Genomic DNA, 13,718 nt, shown 5'->3' on the forward strand with positions numbered 1-13,718 from the left:
CAGCGAGCTCGCGACCCGCTGGCGGTGTCCTCATCTTGCTCGATCAGGACGGGAAAATCATAAGACAAGCATCGGACCCAAAAGTGGAACCCACTTTTGGGATTCATCCGATGCTTATGCTGTATGATGGCGCATCGTTGAACGCGGAAAACCGGTTCCCACTTTTCCGCACGATGCGCTATCGAGGCATCCGCATTAAATCAAGCACAGCGTTTATAAGGCACAGCGAAACCCATGGCCGACACCAAGCCCGACAAGCCCGGATTCCTCTCCCGTCTGTTCGGGCGCAAGGCTGACACACCCCCGGCGCCGCCCCCTGTGCAGGAAACCCCGCAGGCCGGCGGCGAGCCGGAGGCGATGCCCTCCCCGCCCACGACGGGCGCGGACGATCTCGCGGCCGCTCCCTCGACCGTGACCACCGCCTCTCCCGACACGCCCGAGGAGAACAAGACCCCGCCGGAGCTGGCCGGGGCCGACCTTCAGCCCATCGAGGGCCTCGATCCGGAAGGCACCAACCCGCAGGAGCCGCTGCCGCGCATCGTCACCGAGACGGGTCCCGAGCTGCGCCCGGACATCACGGCCGCGGACATCGGCTCTCCTGAACCCGCTCCCGCGGAAGTCACTCCTGCGCCTGAGACTAAGCCCGCTGCGGCTCCGAACTGGTGGCAGCGCCTGACGGACGGCATGCGGCGCACCTCCTCGTCCCTGTCCGACAGCGTCACCGGCCTCTTCACCAAGCGCCGACTCGATGCGGCGACCCTGGAGGAGCTGGAGGATGCGCTGGTCCAGGCCGATCTCGGCGTGCCCACCGCCATGCGGATCACGGAGGCGATCTCCGCCGGCCGCTACAACAAGGAGATCTCGCCCCAGGAGGTGAAGACCATTCTAGCGGGCGAAGTGGAGAAGACTCTCCAGCCCGTAGCCCAGCCGCTGATCGTCGACAGGTCGCACAAGCCCTTCGTCATTCTCATGATCGGCGTGAATGGAGCCGGCAAGACCACCACCATCGGCAAGCTCTCCCAGAAATTCCGCAGCCAGGGCCTCAAAGTCATGCTGGCGGCCGGCGACACCTTCCGGGCCGCCGCCATCGAGCAGCTGAAGGTGTGGGGCGAGCGCGTCGGCGCGCCGGTGCTGTCCCGCGAGCAGGGAGCCGATGCGGCGGGCCTCGCCTATGACGCCCTGCAGGAGGCGAAGGCCAATGGCAGCGACGTGCTGCTCATCGACACGGCGGGCCGCCTTCAGAACAAGGCCGGGCTCATGGCCGAGCTCGAAAAGATCGTGCGCGTGGTCAAGAAGTTCGACCCGAGCGCTCCCCACGCCACGCTCCTCGTGCTCGACGCGACGGTCGGCCAGAACGCCATGAGCCAGGTGGAGCTGTTTCAGAAGGCAGCAGGCGTCACGGGCCTCGTGATGACCAAGCTCGACGGCACCGCGCGGGGCGGCATCCTGGTAGCGCTTGCCGAGAAGTTTCGCTTGCCCGTGCACTTCATCGGCGTCGGCGAGGGGGTGGAGGACCTGGAGCCTTTCACCGCACGGGATTTCGCGAAAGCCATTGCCGGGTTAGAAGCAACCTCATGACCGACGAAAAACGCCTCCCCCCTCTTCTCAAGCTCGCCCTGGAACTCGGGCCCCTGGCCCTGTTCTTCATCGGCAACGCCTATGGCGACCGCTTCGGCTTCGCACAGGACCAGCGTATCTTCGCCGCCACGGGAATCTTCATCGTGGCGACGGTGATCGCGCTCGGCATCAGCTACGCGCTCACCCGCAAGCTGCCGATCATGCCGGTGGTGTCGGCCATCGTCGTGGTGGTCTTCGGCGGGCTGACGCTCTTCCTGCAGGACGAGATCTTCATCAAGCTCAAGCCCACCATCGTGAACACCCTGTTCGGGCTCGTGCTGCTGGGCGGTCTGTATTTCCGCAAGCCCCTGCTCCAGATCGTCCTCGACAGCGTGTTCGACCTCGACGAGGAGGGCTGGCGCAAGCTCACCTTACGCTGGGCCCTGTTCTTCTTCGCGCTCGCCGCGATCAACGAGATCGTCTGGCGCACGCAGACGACGGATTTCTGGGTCAGCTTCAAGGTCTTCGGCATCATGCCGCTCACCATCGCGTTCGCGCTGGCCCAGACGCCGCTGCTGTTGAAGCACGAGATCAAGAAGGCGGAAGAGGTTTAAGCCTTCTACCCAAGCACCACCCTCATCCTGAGGAGCAGCGAAGCTGCGTCTCGAAGGAGCCTCCAGAGAGCACTGGATCCTCCTTCGAGACGGTCGCTGACGCGCCCTCCTCAGGATGAGGTTGAGTATAGGATGACTGGGCTTGAGGAGATGGATGGCCGGAACAAGTCCGGCCATGACGATGGAGTGATGGGAACCCTCACCCTACAGGCTTCATCAGCACCATCCGGCGCGTGACCCCCGGCAGCGGATCGCACTCGACCTCCGTCCAGAGATCCTCCTCGCCCGCCGCCGCTACGGTCTCCTGCGAAGCCAGAAGCTCGCAGCCGGCGCCCTTCGTCGCCTGCTCGATGCGGGACGCGATGTTGACGGTCTCGCCGACGACGGTGAACTCCAGCCGGCTCTCGTCGCCCACCACGCCGCAGAACACGTCGCCCGTATGGATGCCGATGCCGAGCCGCACCGGCGGGTCGAAGCGGCGCTTGGCGTTCCAGCGTTCGATCAGGCTGAGCAGGGTGCGCCCGCAGGCGAGCGCCCGCCCTGCATCCCCGTCCTGCGCGCCCGGAACCCCGAAGAGGATGAGCGCCCCGTCGCCGGTGAACTTGTCGATGACGCCGCCGTGGCGGGAGGCTGCCCGCAGCACGCGCCGGCGGAAGGACGTGATGAACACGGCAAGCTGCGCCGGCTCCATGGTCTCGCCGAAGGTGGTCGAGGCGCGGATGTCCACGAACATCACCGTCACGGGAATGCGCCGTCCCTGACGCAGGGACGCAAAGGCCTGATCGGTGAGGATGGGCGCGAGTTCGCGCGGCAGGTAGCGGGTGAGGTTGACCCGAAGCGTCGTCTCCCGCACGGCCCGCTCCAGCATCAGCCGCCCCTGGCGCGCCACGAGGATCAGGATCAGGCCGGCGGCGAAGACCATGACGATGCGGACCATGTTGGTCTGCATGGAGAACAGGCCCGCGATGGCGGCGAGATCTTGCTGCCGCTCCTCGAGGGTGACAAAGCCGCCGCCGAAGGCGATCAGCGTGAGGCCCACCACATAGATGGCGGCCACGAAGGCCTGGAGCCGCGGCTGGTAGTGAATCGCCGCCGCCGCCATGGTGATCGGCACCACCCAGGATACCGGAAAGGCCGCAAAGAGGCTGCCGGGGATGCCTAAGCCCCAGTGACTGTAGGCGAGGTTCCCGAGGACCAGCAAAGCGTCGGTCACCGCCGTGACCACAGGCAGCTGCGCAATGGCGATCCGCCGCGAGGCGAGCCAACCGCCGAACCAGCCCGAGGCCCCGAACAGCACGAGGGTCAGCTCCGCGGCGGCGATCTGCTTGCGGGCCACGGGATTGTCGAGCTCGACCCCGGCCGTGGCGATCACGACCGCCAGCAGCAGAAGCCCTGCCGTCACCATGCGCGCCATGCCCGCCCGCTGCAGGGCGCCGGTATCCGCCTCGCGAATCAGCCGCTGGGTCGCGTCGCTTAAAGTCGGCGTCGTCCGCAGGGTGTTGAGCCGGGCCAAGGCAGCGCGGGTGCGGGATCGAGGGGTCACGAGCTTCCTTTTGCTCCCCAGAGGGTTGATGCGTTATGTCACTGGACTGCGCCAGCACCCATGGCGAAACCGTTGCGCCGGCATGAACGGCCGTTGAGGCTCGGCAGCATCCCCGCATCCCACAGGAATATATAGTTCATGAGCGAGACCTTCCAGCCGATCACCCTCTATGTGGATGCGGATGCCTGTCCGGTGAAGCCTGAAATCTACAAGGTCGCCGAGCGCCACCGGGTCAAGGTCTTCGTGGTGTCGAATTCCTTCATGCAGGTGCCGCAGAGCCCGCTGGTCGAGCGCGTGGTGGTGAGCGCAGGGTTCGATGCCGCCGACGACTGGATCGCCGAGCGTGCCAGGCGCGGCGCCATCGTGATCACCGCCGACATTCCGCTCGCCCACCGCTGCGTGACCGCCGGCGCCGACGTAATCGGGCCAACGGGAAAGCCGTTCACCGAAGCCTCCATCGGCATGGCACTCGCCACCCGCAACCTGATGGAGGACCTGCGCGCCATGGGGGACGTGACCGGGGGGCCGAAGCCATTTTCGGCGAAGGACCGCTCGGCCTTCCTCTCGGCGCTTGATATCGCGATTAACCGGCTCAAGCGCGCGGGATTTGGCGCAGGCGCTCCTTGAACGCAGAAAAATTCTCCGGCGTCAGCGGGCCGATATGCTTGTGGCGGATGGTGCCGTCGGGGCCGACGATGAAGGTCTCGGGCACGCCATAGACGCCCCAGTCGATGGAGGCACGGCCGTTCGGGTCGACGCCGACGGCGCTGTACGGGTTGCCGAGCGCGCCGAGGAAGCGGCGGGCATTGTCGGGGTTGTCGCGCTGGTTGATGCCGACCACCCGGATCGACGGGTCCTTGGCGAGATCGACGAGCAGCGGGTGCTCCTGGCGGCAGGGGCCGCACCAGGACGCCCAGACATTCACCACCGTGACGCGGCCCTTGAGATCCTCGTTGGAAAAGCCCGGCACGGGCTTGCCGTCGGCCACGAGGCCCTCCAGGGGCGCGAGGCTGAAGGTCGGCACGGGCTTGTTGATGAGGACGGACGGCAGCTCGGCCGGGTTGCGGCCGGAGAACAGCTGCACGGCAAACAGCCCTGCAAGCGCGAGGAAGACGAGTCCGGGCAGGATGAAGATCAGGCGCGACCGGGGGCGCTCGGTTGCTTCAGCCACGGCGGGACCTCCGGCCGACGCCGCGGGACTCGAGGTCGGCCAGCGTGCGCACCTGGATGCGGTGATCGATCGCCGCGCGCAGGATCAGGCCTGCGATCACCAGGGCGGTCACGATGTAGGAGAAAGCGATGAAGAACGTGTGCGACATCGGTTCAGGCCGCCTGTGCGTCGAGGCGCTCGGCCTCGAGGATCGTGAGGGTGCGCACGCGACGGCGCAGGATCTCGGTGCGCATGCCGGCAAGGTGCAGGGCGATGCCTAAGAGCGAGAAGGCCACCGCCATGATCAGGAGCGGCACGAGCATGGAGGAATGGATCGTCGGCCCGTCGATGCGGAACACGGAAGCCGGCTGGTGCAGGGTGTTCCACCAATCGACCGAGAACTTCACGATCGGCACGTTCACGGCGCCGACGAGCGTGAGGATCGACACGGCGCGGGCGGCGCGGTTCGGCTCCTCGATGGCGCGCCAGAGCGCGAGAATCCCGAGATAGATCAGCAGCATCACCAGCATGGAGGTGAGGCGTGCGTCCCACTGCCAGTAGGTGCCCCACATGGGCTTGCCCCAGAGGGAGCCGGTGACGAGGCAGATCAGCGTGAACGCGGCGCCTATCGGCGCTGCCGCCTTCTGCGACACATCCGCCAGCGGGTGGCGCCACACCAGGGTGCCGAGCGCCGAGCTTGCCATGATCATGTAGAAGAACAGGGACAGCCAGGCGGCCGGCACGTGGAGATACATGATCTTGACCGTCTCGCCCTGCTGGTAGTCGGCCGGCGCGGCAAACCAGACCATGTAGAGCCCGATGCCCATCAGGACCGCGGCCAGGCCTCCCACCCACGGCAGCAGCGTGCCGCTGAGGCTCATGAAGCGGGTCGGGTTGGCAAGCTCACGGATCATGGGCTGGATGTAGCGGTCTAAAGGCATGCCTGCAACGTGGAGATCAACACGGAGCGAATAACGATTTCGCCAGAGATGGGGCTTTTACGGATTTCGAGAACGGTTGGGCATTCAGGAAATGTGCGTAGGACCTTGGCTTTATCATTTCGGCGAACCGATACTGCCTCGTCATCCCCGGGCTTGTCCCGGGGATCCACATCTTGACGCCGCTGTGCTTCCAAAGACGTGGATGGCCGGCACAAGGCCGGCCATGACGCGGTTGGCGTCATCCCCGGCGGGCGGAGCGAGGGAAGGGGATCCATGGCGCAGAGGGTGTGAGTGGATTCCCTTCCCCTCCGCTGCGCTCCGGCCGGGAATGACACAGGGGCGTGAAACCTCACGCCTTTCATTCGCCACTTGAACCCGCATATAGTTTCGCATCTCTGTTGCGGAGCGATCATGCGCGTCGGATTGTCCAGCCTCGTCGGCCTCACCCTGCTTGCGCTTCCGGCCCAGGCGCAGGAGATCACCCTGCGCCTGCCGGTCGCCTGCGAGATCGGGCGCACCTGCTTCCTCCAGAAGTACCTGGATCACGACCCATCCCCGGTGATGCGCGACTATCAGTGCGGTGCCGTCGGGGAGGACGGGCATGACGGCACCGATATCCGCCTGCCGTCGATGGTGGAGCAGCGGGCGGGCGTCGATGTGGTTGCGGCCGCGGACGGCAAGGTCGCCAACACCCGCGAAGGGGTTCCCGACGCCTTCGTGACCGAGCAAACCCGCGACAAGATCAGCCAGATCGGCTGCGGCAATGCCGTGGTGATCGATCACGGCAACGGCTGGCGCACCGCCTACTGCCACATGGCAAAGGGCAGCCTTACCGTGCGCTCCGGCCGCGAGGTGAAAGCGGGCGAGAAGATCGGGCAGATCGGATTGTCGGGCCTGACCGAATTTCCGCATCTGCACTTCACCGTCATCAAGGACGGCAAGCCGGTCGATCCCTTCGCCTATGGCGCGCCGGAGAAATCCTGCGGCGGCGGCAAGTCGTTATGGGAGGCCTCGCTCCAGCCGGCGCTCGCCTACCAGACGGGCACCGTGCTCAACAAGGGGTTTGCCCCTGGCCCGGTCACGATGGCAGCCATCGAGGCAGGGACGGCCGGGCAGGAGCCGCCCACCACGCGCTCGCCAGCTCTCGTAGCCTTTGTCCGCGCCATCGGCCTGAAAGGCGGCGATGTGCAGACGCTCACCCTGTTCGATCCGGACGGCAAGCCTCTGGCCCAGAACAAGGCCCCGCCGCTCGATCGCGACAAGGCGCAATGGATGGCGTTTTCCGGCGTGAAACAGCCTGAAGGCGGCTTCCGCCCCGGGCTCTACCGGGCGATCTACCGGGTCGAGCGGGACGGGAGACCTGCCATCGAGCAGGCCTTCGGCATCAATCTTCGGCCCTGATGCCCTCGTGCGCCGCGCGGCTGTCGGCGGGTGCCTCGTCGCGCTTGTTCAGACCGTAATCTCGGATCACGCTCGCCACCCGCAGGCGGTAATCGCGGAAAACGCCGTCACGGCCTGCTCCCTGCGTGGTGCGGTGCGAGGGCAGGCTGCGCCAGGCCCGCACCGCCTCCTCGTCACGCCAGAACGACAGCGACAGGAGCTTTCCCGGCTCGCTGAGGCTCTGGAAGCGCTCGACGGAGATGAAGCCGTCCATCGCCATGAGGTCGGAGCGGAGCGCCGCCGCGAGGCCGAGATAATCCCGCTTGCCCGCATCGCCGTCCGGCCAGACCTCGAAGATCACCGCAATCATGGCTTGATCAACTCCCCATGGGGCGCTGAGGCAAGGCGCAGGAACACCCTGTCCTCCCGGCGGATGAACTGCTCCCGCCTGGCGAATTCATAATTGGCGCGGCCTTGCGGGTCGTTGCGCAGGCGCTCGCGATAGGCCTCGTACTCGGCCAGATTTTGAATATTGTACACGCCGTAAGCCAATGTGCTGGAGCCCTCGTGCGGGGCATAATAGCCGATCAGGTCCGCGCCGCAGCGGGGAATCGCCTGGCCCCAGGCGCGGGCGTATTCGGTGAAGGCGTCTGCCTTGAAGGGATCGATCTCGTAGCGGATGAAGCAGGTGATCATGGGTCAGCATCCTGTTGTCGAAGACAGTTCGGTCTTAGCCGATTGATCGACGCGGATGCTTCGGCTATCGTCGAAGTATGAAGGAAGGTCCCGTCATCGCGTCCGTTGCCGCGCTCCTGGGTGATCCGGCCCGCGCCAACATCCTCACCGCTCTCATGGACGGGCGGGCGCTCACCGTGAGCGAACTCGCGCAGGCCGCGGGCGTCACGCTCCAGACCGCGAGCGGCCACTTGGCCAAGCTCGACGCCGCCAACCTGCTCACCGCCGAGAAACAGGGACGCCACCGCTATTTCCGGCTCTCGGGCCCCGACGTGGCCCAGGTGCTGGAAGCCCTGATGGGCCTGGCCCAACGCACGGGCGCCACCCGCGTGCGCACCGGCCCCAAGGATGCGGCGCTGCGATCCGCCCGTGTCTGCTACGACCATCTCGCCGGAGAGCGGGGCGTCCTGCTGCTCAAGGGCGCCCAGCGGCAGGGCTTGATCGCGGGCGAGGGAGACTTGGCCCTGACTGACAGAGGCCGCACCTTCTTCGCCGAATTCGGGATCGATCTCGCGGCGCTGGAAAAGGGCCGCCGTCCGGTCTGCCGCGCCTGCCTCGACTGGAGCGAACGCCACAGCCATCTCGGCGGCGCGCTGGGCGCCGCCCTCCTGTCCCGCATGATCGACCGGGGCTGGGTGCGGCGCGATACCGGGCGCGTTCTCACGTTCACCTGCGAGGGTGTGGAGGGCTTTGAAGCTGCGTTCAAGCCGATCCAGGACAACGCGCAAGCGGCCTGAGGCTCAGGCGAGCCTGTAGGACTCGACCTCCTCGAAGCCCAGCGAGCGGTAGAGCCGCAAGGCACCGGAGGGATTGTCCGCGTGCACCTTCAGCTCGATGGACGGGGATCCGCGCTCGCGGAAGGCACGAAACGCCTGATGCAGCAGCGACGAGCCCAAGCCGTTGCGGCGCATCGATGGGGCAACGGCGAGGTCCTTCACGAAGGCACCTGTCCAGCACTGCGCCACGCCCACGATGCTGCCCCGTTCGTTAGCTGCAACGAAGACCAGCGCGGGATCGTATTCCGAATCGCCCTGCAGGCTCGGCCACCAGATCGCGAACGGCTCCACGTAGCCGCCTCCCCGCGCATAGGCTTCCACGAGCAGCGCATGAAGCGTCTCGGCGTGCCGGCCCGGCTCGAAGGTCACCGGCCGGATCCCGGCCGGCCAGACGGGATCCGGGACGGGCTCCGTCAGGGAGCGGCGCATGCAGATGACGAGACGTTCAGTCATGGTGTCCTACTCCCCGGAGCGCAGGGCGGCCGCGGCGCCGACCGTGCCGACCACCGCCGCGATCAGCGACAGCGCCATCAGCACGAGGAAGGGCGTCACGAACGGAATGGTCCCGCCCACGGCCGCGTTGGCGGCCGAGACGCCGAAGATCAGGGTCGGGATCATGAAGGGCAGCACCAGGATTGCGAGAATCAGCCCGCCACGCCGCAGCGACGAGGTGAGCGCTGCGCCCACCGCCCCGATGAAGGTGAGCGCCGGCGTGCCCACGAGCAGGGTCGCCACCATGGCGAGCATGGCCTCGGGCGAGAGCGCCACGAGGAAGCCCAGGAAAGGCGCCGCAAGGGCCAGCGGCAGGCCGGTCACGAGCCAGTAGGCGATGACCTTGGCCAGCACCACGATCTCCATCGGCGCATGCGACAGGCGCAGGAGGTCCAGCGATCCATCCTCCTGATCGGCCTGGAACAGCCGGTCGAGTCCGATCAGGGTGGCGAGCAGGGCGGCGATCCAGAGGATGGCCGGTCCGATGCGCGAGAGCAGGTTGAGGTCGGGCCCGAGTGCGAACGGAATCAGCGTCACGATCATCAGGAAGAAGATGAGCCCCATGACGCCGGAGCCGCCGACGCGGGCGGCGAGCTTCAGGTCGCGGATCAGGAGGGCGTTGAAGGAGCGGATCATAACGGCTCCCCCGTTTCGCCCTCTCCCCTCTGCGGGAGAGGGTGGCCCTCGCGTGAGCGAGGGGCGGGAGAGGGGCTGTGCTCCATCGAACCCGCCCCCTCTCCCGCCTCGCTCCGCTCGGCACCCTCCCCCGCAACGGGGGGAGGGATTTTGGTGCGCTCGATCCTGATCTCCTTGGCGTCTTTCAGGAACAGCGGCGAATGGGTCGAGGCCACGATCATGCCGCCCTGCTCCCGGTGGCCTTCGAGAATCAGCCGTAGGGTCTCCTGGGAGGTGGTGTCGAGGGCGGAAGTCGGCTCGTCGAGGAGCCAGAGCGGTCGGTGGGCCACGAGCAGCCGGGCCAGTGCCACCCGGCGGCGCTGGCCAGCCGAGAGATAGGCCACCGGCAGGCGGGCCGCGTGGGCGAGCCCCACCGCTTCGAGCGCTTCGCGGGGCTTCAGGGCCGGATGCCCGAGGAAGTCGCGGGCGAAGGTGAGGTTTTCCTCGGCGGTGAGGGCGGCTTTGAGGGCATCGCGGTGGCCCACATAGTGCAGGCATTCGGCCAGGGTGCGCTCGCCTGCTTCATCCAAAAGAATCGCCCCACCCGCGGGGTGCAGGCGCCCGGCCAGGATGTCCAGGAGAGAGGACTTGCCGGCCCCGTTGCGGCCGGTGATCACCAGGGCCTCGCCGGCTGAGAGCGTGAAGGAGACGCCCTCGAAGATGCGCCGCTCCCCCCGCTCGCAGGCCAAATTGTTAACGCTCAGACGCAAACCCCGCACCCCTGCCCTCTTTGCACCCCAGAACCGTTCTAAACCGTGTAGCGGGATGGTTGGAAATGATCTATAGCACCCCTGGCTGCGCCGCGCGCCAAGGCGTCCAATCCGCCTCGCGCGCTTACTCCCCTGTCCGGGCACCCCCGGAGCGGCGCGCGCTTATCGCGCTTTCGGCCGAACACATGTTCGTAACCCAAATGCACGCGAGGATTCGCCGTGACGCTCAACAACAGCTTCAATGCCCGCCAGACCCTCCAGGTCGGTGACAAGTCCTACACCTACTACTCGCTCAAGGAGGCCGAGAAGAACGGCCTGACCGGCGCCTCGAAGCTGCCCTTCTCCATGAAGGTGCTGCTCGAGAACCTGCTCCGCTACGAGGACGGCCGCACGGTCACCAAGGACGACATCCTGGCCGTGGCCGCCTGGCTCGACAACAAGGGCAAGGCCGAGAAGGAAATCGCCTATCGCCCCGCCCGCGTCCTGATGCAGGACTTCACGGGCGTTCCGGCCGTGGTGGATCTCGCCGCCATGCGCGACGCCATGAAGAACCTCGGCGGCGACCCGCGCAAGATCAACCCGCTGGTGCCCGTCGACCTCGTGATCGACCACTCGGTGATCGTGGACGAGTTCGGCACGCCCAAGGCCTTCGATCGCAACGTGGAGCTGGAATACCAGCGCAACGGCGAGCGCTACCGCTTCCTCAAGTGGGGCCAGACCGCCTTCGAGAACTTCTCCGTCGTGCCCCCGGGCACCGGCATCTGCCATCAGGTGAACCTGGAATTCCTCTCCCAGACCGTCTGGACCCGCAAGGACCAGGCCGACGGCACCGAGGTCGCCTATCCGGACACCCTGGTCGGCACCGATTCGCACACCACCATGGTCAACGGCCTCGCCGTCCTCGGCTGGGGCGTGGGCGGCATCGAGGCGGAGGCCGCCATGCTCGGCCAGCCGGTTTCCATGCTGATCCCCGAGGTCATCGGCTTCAAGCTCACCGGCAAGCTCCGTGAGGGCGTCACCGCCACCGACCTGGTGCTCACCGTCACCCAGATGCTGCGCAAGAAGGGCGTGGTCGGCAAGTTCGTGGAATTCTACGGCCCCGGCCTCACCGACATGTCGGTGGCCGACCGCTCCACCATCGGCAACATGGCGCCCGAATACGGCGCCACCTGCGGGTTCTTCCCCATCGACGCTAAGACCATCGACTACCTGCGCACCACCAGCCGCACGGATGACCGCGTTGCCCTCGTCGAGGCCTACGCCAAGGCGCAGGGCATGTGGCTCACGCCCGAGACCCCGGACCCGGTCTTCACCGACACCCTGGAGCTCGACCTCGGCGACGTGGTTCCCTCGCTCGCCGGCCCCAAGCGCCCGCAGGACCGCGTGACGCTCGACACCGCCAAGCCCGAATTCCTCGGCGCCATGGAAAAGGAATTCCGCAAGGCGCAGGAAATCGGCAAGCGGGTGAAGGTGGAGAACGCCAATTACGATCTCGGCCACGGCGACGTGGTGATTGCGGCGATCACCTCCTGCACCAACACCTCGAACCCGAGCGTGATGATCGGCGCAGGGCTGCTCGCCCGCAACGCCGTCGCCAAGGGCCTGAAGTCCAAGCCGTGGGTGAAGACCTCGCTCGCGCCCGGATCGCAGATCGTCGAGGAGTACTTCAAGAAGGCCGGCCTCCAGGGCGACCTGGACGCGCTCGGCTTCAATCTCGTGGGCTTCGGCTGCACCACCTGCATCGGCAACTCGGGTCCCCTGCCGGAGAACGTCTCGAAGGCGATCAACGACAACGACCTGGTGGCCGTGTCGGTGCTCTCGGGCAACCGCAACTTCGAGGGCCGCGTGAACCCGGACGTGCGCGCGAACTATCTCGCTTCGCCGCCGCTGGTGGTGGCCTATGCGCTCGCCGGCTCCATGCTGATCGATCTTGCGAAGGATCCGCTCGGCACGGGCTCGGACGGGCAGCCGGTGTACCTGAAGGACATCTGGCCTTCGTCCGCCGAGGTGCAGGACTTCATCGACCGCACGATCACGAGCGAGCTGTTCAAGAGCCGCTACGCGGACGTGTTCTCGGGCGACGCCAACTGGAAGAAGGTCACCTTCGAGCCGGGCCTCACCTATGAATGGGACATGGGCTCGACCTATGTGCAGAACCCGCCCTATTTCGAGGGCATGACCAAGGAGCCGAAGCCGGTCACGGACATCCTGAACGCCAGGATTCTCGGCCTCTTCCAGGACTCGATCACCACCGACCACATCTCGCCCGCAGGCAACATCCGCGCCGCGTCGCCGGCCGGTGAATACCTGCAGTCGCATCAGGTGCGGGTGGCCGACTTCAACCAGTACGGCACCCGCCGCGGCAACCACGAGGTCATGATGCGCGGCACCTTCGCCAATATCCGCATCAAGAACCAGATGGTTCGGGACGACAGCGGCCACGTGGTCGAGGGCGGCTACACCATCCACCAGCCCTCCGGCGAGCGGATGTTCATCTACGACGCCGCCATGCGCTACAAGGACGAGGGCGTTCCGCTCGTGGTTCTCGCCGGCAAGGAATACGGCACCGGCTCCTCCCGCGACTGGGCGGCCAAGGGCACGAACCTCCTCGGCGTGCGCGCCGTGATCGCCGAGAGCTTCGAGCGCATCCACCGCTCGAACCTAGTCGGCATGGGCGTGGCCCCCTTCGTGTTCGAGCAGGGCACGTCCTGGGAGACGCTCGGGCTGAAGGGCGACGAGACCATCACCATCAAGGGCCTGGCCGGCGACCTGAAGCCGCGCATGCGCCTGGAGATGGAAGTCACGTCCGCCGACGGCTCGGTGCGCAAGGTGCCCGTGCATTGCCGCATCGATACGCTGGAGGAGGTCGAGTACTTCCGCAACGGCGGCATCCTGCACTACGTCCTGCGCCAGCTCGCAGCGTAAGGCACGACGACAAATGCCCGCTCTTCACGTGAGAGCGGGCGCCAGAGGCAAGCGGGGCGCTCCAGTGATGGAGCGCCCCGTCTTCGTTGGCTCGGATAATGAGGAAGCCATTGCGCGCGAAGCCCGAACGAGCGATTTGGCTGAATGCGGAAACGCTTGCTTCAGGGCTTCGTCAGGTCAGCGACCGGGAACGCGGCCGACCCGTCGCAGGCGCTGGAAG

Annotated in this window: 15 protein-coding genes; 6 read left to right on the forward strand and 9 right to left on the reverse strand. The window is 66.6% G+C overall.

Annotation, left to right across the window (positions count from 1 at the left end; all coding sequences use genetic code 11):
- Positions 1-234: 234 nt before the first annotated feature.
- Positions 235-1,578, forward strand: coding sequence for a signal recognition particle-docking protein FtsY (gene ftsY / locus JAO75_RS22590; RefSeq protein ID WP_199051468.1), 1,344 nt, complete (start codon positions 235-237; stop codon positions 1,576-1,578).
- Positions 1,575-2,171 (forward strand): septation protein A, encoded by a 597-nt coding sequence (locus tag JAO75_RS22595; RefSeq protein WP_199051469.1) that lies wholly within the window; start codon positions 1,575-1,577, stop codon positions 2,169-2,171. The genes ftsY and JAO75_RS22595 overlap by 4 nt, the downstream gene beginning before the upstream one ends.
- 199 nt (positions 2,172-2,370) lie before the next feature.
- Here the strand turns inward: JAO75_RS22595 and JAO75_RS25400 are convergent, their stop codons facing one another.
- Positions 2,371-3,714, reverse strand: coding sequence for an adenylate/guanylate cyclase domain-containing protein (locus tag JAO75_RS25400; protein WP_199051470.1), 1,344 nt, complete (start codon positions 3,712-3,714; stop codon positions 2,371-2,373).
- Between the two features lie 138 nt (positions 3,715-3,852).
- Between JAO75_RS25400 and JAO75_RS22605 the strand changes: the two genes are divergently transcribed.
- Entirely contained in the window at positions 3,853-4,341 is a 489-nt protein-coding gene (locus JAO75_RS22605) for a YaiI/YqxD family protein (RefSeq protein WP_199051471.1), read from the forward strand.
- Here JAO75_RS22605 and JAO75_RS22610 read toward each other — a convergent pair.
- The 3 genes from JAO75_RS22610 to JAO75_RS22620 are packed head-to-tail and all read right to left on the reverse strand — an operon-like array spanning position 4,307 to position 5,778.
- Complete coding sequence (locus JAO75_RS22610) at positions 4,307-4,885, reverse strand: DsbE family thiol:disulfide interchange protein (protein ID WP_199051472.1); 579 nt, start codon at positions 4,883-4,885, stop codon at positions 4,307-4,309. The genes JAO75_RS22605 and JAO75_RS22610 overlap by 35 nt on opposite strands.
- Positions 4,878-5,033, reverse strand: coding sequence for a heme exporter protein CcmD (gene ccmD / locus JAO75_RS22615; protein ID WP_199051473.1), 156 nt, complete (start codon positions 5,031-5,033; stop codon positions 4,878-4,880). The genes JAO75_RS22610 and ccmD overlap by 8 nt, the downstream gene beginning before the upstream one ends.
- A 4-nt stretch (positions 5,034-5,037) precedes the next feature.
- Positions 5,038-5,778 (reverse strand): heme ABC transporter permease, encoded by a 741-nt coding sequence (locus JAO75_RS22620; RefSeq protein WP_199051497.1) that lies wholly within the window; start codon positions 5,776-5,778, stop codon positions 5,038-5,040.
- A gap of 438 nt (positions 5,779-6,216) precedes the next feature.
- Between JAO75_RS22620 and JAO75_RS22625 the strand changes: the two genes are divergently transcribed.
- Positions 6,217-7,206 carry a M23 family metallopeptidase gene (locus JAO75_RS22625; protein ID WP_199051474.1) on the forward strand — a complete coding sequence of 330 codons (990 nt, stop codon included), beginning with the start codon at positions 6,217-6,219 and terminating at the stop codon, positions 7,204-7,206.
- Here the strand turns inward: JAO75_RS22625 and JAO75_RS22630 are convergent.
- Positions 7,190-7,555 carry an antibiotic biosynthesis monooxygenase family protein gene (locus JAO75_RS22630; protein WP_199051475.1) on the reverse strand — a complete coding sequence of 122 codons (366 nt, stop codon included), beginning with the start codon at positions 7,553-7,555 and terminating at the stop codon, positions 7,190-7,192. The genes JAO75_RS22625 and JAO75_RS22630 overlap by 17 nt on opposite strands.
- Positions 7,552-7,881, reverse strand: coding sequence for an NIPSNAP family protein (locus JAO75_RS22635; protein ID WP_199051476.1), 330 nt, complete (start codon positions 7,879-7,881; stop codon positions 7,552-7,554). Before JAO75_RS22635 ends, JAO75_RS22630 begins: the two co-directional genes overlap by 4 nt.
- Positions 7,882-7,958: 77 nt before the next feature.
- Between JAO75_RS22635 and JAO75_RS22640 the strand changes: the two genes are divergently transcribed.
- Positions 7,959-8,657 (forward strand): ArsR/SmtB family transcription factor, encoded by a 699-nt coding sequence (locus JAO75_RS22640; protein ID WP_199051477.1) that lies wholly within the window; start codon positions 7,959-7,961, stop codon positions 8,655-8,657.
- Between the two features lie 3 nt (positions 8,658-8,660).
- Here JAO75_RS22640 and JAO75_RS22645 read toward each other — a convergent pair whose 3' ends face one another.
- The 3 genes from JAO75_RS22645 to ccmA are packed head-to-tail and all read right to left on the reverse strand — an operon-like array spanning position 8,661 to position 10,573.
- Positions 8,661-9,149, reverse strand: a complete 489-nt coding sequence (locus JAO75_RS22645) for a GNAT family N-acetyltransferase (RefSeq protein ID WP_199051478.1) — start codon at positions 9,147-9,149, stop codon at positions 8,661-8,663.
- Positions 9,150-9,155: 6 nt separating this feature from the next.
- Entirely contained in the window at positions 9,156-9,824 is a 669-nt protein-coding gene (gene ccmB, locus JAO75_RS22650) for a heme exporter protein CcmB (protein WP_199051479.1), read from the reverse strand.
- Positions 9,821-10,573: a heme ABC exporter ATP-binding protein CcmA gene (ccmA, locus tag JAO75_RS22655; protein WP_199051480.1), complete on the reverse strand. Its 753-nt coding sequence runs from the start codon at positions 10,571-10,573 to the stop codon at positions 9,821-9,823. Before ccmA ends, ccmB begins: the two co-directional genes overlap by 4 nt.
- 219 nt (positions 10,574-10,792) lie before the next feature.
- On the opposite strand from ccmA, the gene acnA reads away from it, so the two are divergent.
- Positions 10,793-13,498, forward strand: coding sequence for an aconitate hydratase AcnA (gene acnA, locus JAO75_RS22660; protein WP_199051481.1), 2,706 nt, complete (start codon positions 10,793-10,795; stop codon positions 13,496-13,498).
- Positions 13,499-13,718: the final 220 nt, after the last annotated feature.

Origin of the sequence: Microvirga splendida (assembly GCF_016427565.1) — a bacterium.
Lineage (GTDB): Bacteria > Pseudomonadota > Alphaproteobacteria > Rhizobiales > Beijerinckiaceae > Microvirga > Microvirga splendida.

Bases quoted from the DNA above. Each gene is read 5' to 3' on its own strand.
- ftsY (WP_199051468.1), top strand. From the start codon at position 235: ATGGCCGACACCAAGCCCGACAAGCCCGGATTCCTCTCCCGTCTGTTC.
- JAO75_RS22595 (WP_199051469.1), top strand. From the start codon at position 1,575: ATGACCGACGAAAAACGCCTCCCCCCTCTTCTCAAGCTCGCCCTGGAA.
- JAO75_RS22605 (WP_199051471.1), top strand. From the start codon at position 3,853: ATGAGCGAGACCTTCCAGCCGATCACCCTCTATGTGGATGCGGATGCC.
- ccmD (WP_199051473.1), bottom strand. From the start codon at position 5,033: ATGTCGCACACGTTCTTCATCGCTTTCTCCTACATCGTGACCGCCCTG.
- JAO75_RS22620 (WP_199051497.1), bottom strand. From the start codon at position 5,778: ATGATCCGTGAGCTTGCCAACCCGACCCGCTTCATGAGCCTCAGCGGC.
- JAO75_RS22625 (WP_199051474.1), top strand. From the start codon at position 6,217: ATGCGCGTCGGATTGTCCAGCCTCGTCGGCCTCACCCTGCTTGCGCTT.
- JAO75_RS22630 (WP_199051475.1), bottom strand. From the start codon at position 7,555: ATGATTGCGGTGATCTTCGAGGTCTGGCCGGACGGCGATGCGGGCAAG.
- JAO75_RS22635 (WP_199051476.1), bottom strand. From the start codon at position 7,881: ATGATCACCTGCTTCATCCGCTACGAGATCGATCCCTTCAAGGCAGAC.
- JAO75_RS22640 (WP_199051477.1), top strand. From the start codon at position 7,959: ATGAAGGAAGGTCCCGTCATCGCGTCCGTTGCCGCGCTCCTGGGTGAT.
- JAO75_RS22645 (WP_199051478.1), bottom strand. From the start codon at position 9,149: ATGACTGAACGTCTCGTCATCTGCATGCGCCGCTCCCTGACGGAGCCC.
- ccmB (WP_199051479.1), bottom strand. From the start codon at position 9,824: ATGATCCGCTCCTTCAACGCCCTCCTGATCCGCGACCTGAAGCTCGCC.